The 932-nt window shown below is 49.4% G+C and carries 2 protein-coding genes; both read right to left on the minus strand.

Going from position 1 to position 932, the window contains the following annotated elements:
• Window positions 1–196 precede the first annotated feature (196 nt).
• A complete protein-coding gene (gene tnpB / locus QN395_RS21345; RefSeq protein WP_322119772.1) occupies window positions 197–535 on the minus strand; it encodes an IS66 family insertion sequence element accessory protein TnpB in 339 nt (112 codons plus the stop codon).
• Window positions 532–852 (minus strand): IS66 family insertion sequence element accessory protein TnpA, encoded by a 321-nt coding sequence (tnpA, locus tag QN395_RS21350; protein ID WP_322119773.1) that lies wholly within the window; start codon window positions 850–852, stop codon window positions 532–534. The genes tnpB and tnpA overlap by 4 nt, the downstream gene beginning before the upstream one ends.
• Window positions 853–932 lie beyond the last annotated feature (80 nt).

Below are 932 nucleotides of genomic sequence, written 5' to 3' on the forward strand. Positions count from 1 at the left end.
GCGATTTTACTAGCATCCTTGTGCGCTTGTTCTGCCCAGGCGGCAACCTGTATCGCCAACTGTTCTGGTGACGTGGTGTGCGGATTAAACTGAGCGAGTGCGGTAGCGAGATCCATGCTGGAAGTTTACATAGACTCGCCCATGTTTACAACCAAAAAGAATGGTGTTTCGCTATTTTTTTGAACGTATTAAAGATTCACACTTGCCAGTGCGTTGGTGCCTGTGCCGTCAGGCGATGCCAGTCGACACCTTTGATGAGCCAATCCCATTGTGCTTGCGTAATCACCCAGCATCGATCATCGTTGCTGGGCCAAACAAACGCACCACGGTGTAATCGGCGCTGACAGCACCACACGCCAGTGCCATCCCAGATTAACAGTTTTAATCGTGTTTTAGGACGATTGCAAAATGCATAGGCGGTGCCATCGCATGGCGTGGTACCTAAACTAGTTTGTATCCATTGCGATAAACTCTCTAGGCCACGGCGCATATCGACTGGTTCAATCACGCAACAAATTTGACCTGGTGCGATCATGCTAATTCATTGAATAATCGAGCTAGCCAGGTAATCTGCACATCCGCAGGTAGCACAAGCTGCCATCCAGATCCATGTTGCAAGACGATCGGCAGAGTCGATGCTGCTGGCGTGCTGGGTTGAATTACAATCGGAACAGTGATCAGGGGTGCTGTTGCTGGTAACTCCTTTCGGCCACGCATAATCCAGCCGTTGAATGTGGTGGCATTTAATTTGCGCTCACGACAATACGCTGCTTGCGTCAGCCCTGATGCGCGCCAGGTACTAACATGTTGCAGCCAATCTGCGCGGATTAGGATGGATTTGATTCTTGACATACTTTGCTCTCCAAAATGATCCAGTCTGGACAGTGCATGAAATTATTTGCTGTTCATAGATGGTAGCGTTGGACGCTTAC

The organism is Undibacterium sp. RTI2.2, from assembly GCF_035018705.1.
GTDB lineage: Bacteria > Pseudomonadota > Gammaproteobacteria > Burkholderiales > Burkholderiaceae_D > Undibacterium.

Excerpts from the sequence above, each read along its gene's own strand:
- tnpB (WP_322119772.1), bottom strand. The coding sequence starts at position 535 with ATGATCGCACCAGGTCAAATTTGTTGCGTGATTGAACCAGTCGATATG.
- tnpA (WP_322119773.1), bottom strand. The coding sequence starts at position 852 with ATGTCAAGAATCAAATCCATCCTAATCCGCGCAGATTGGCTGCAACAT.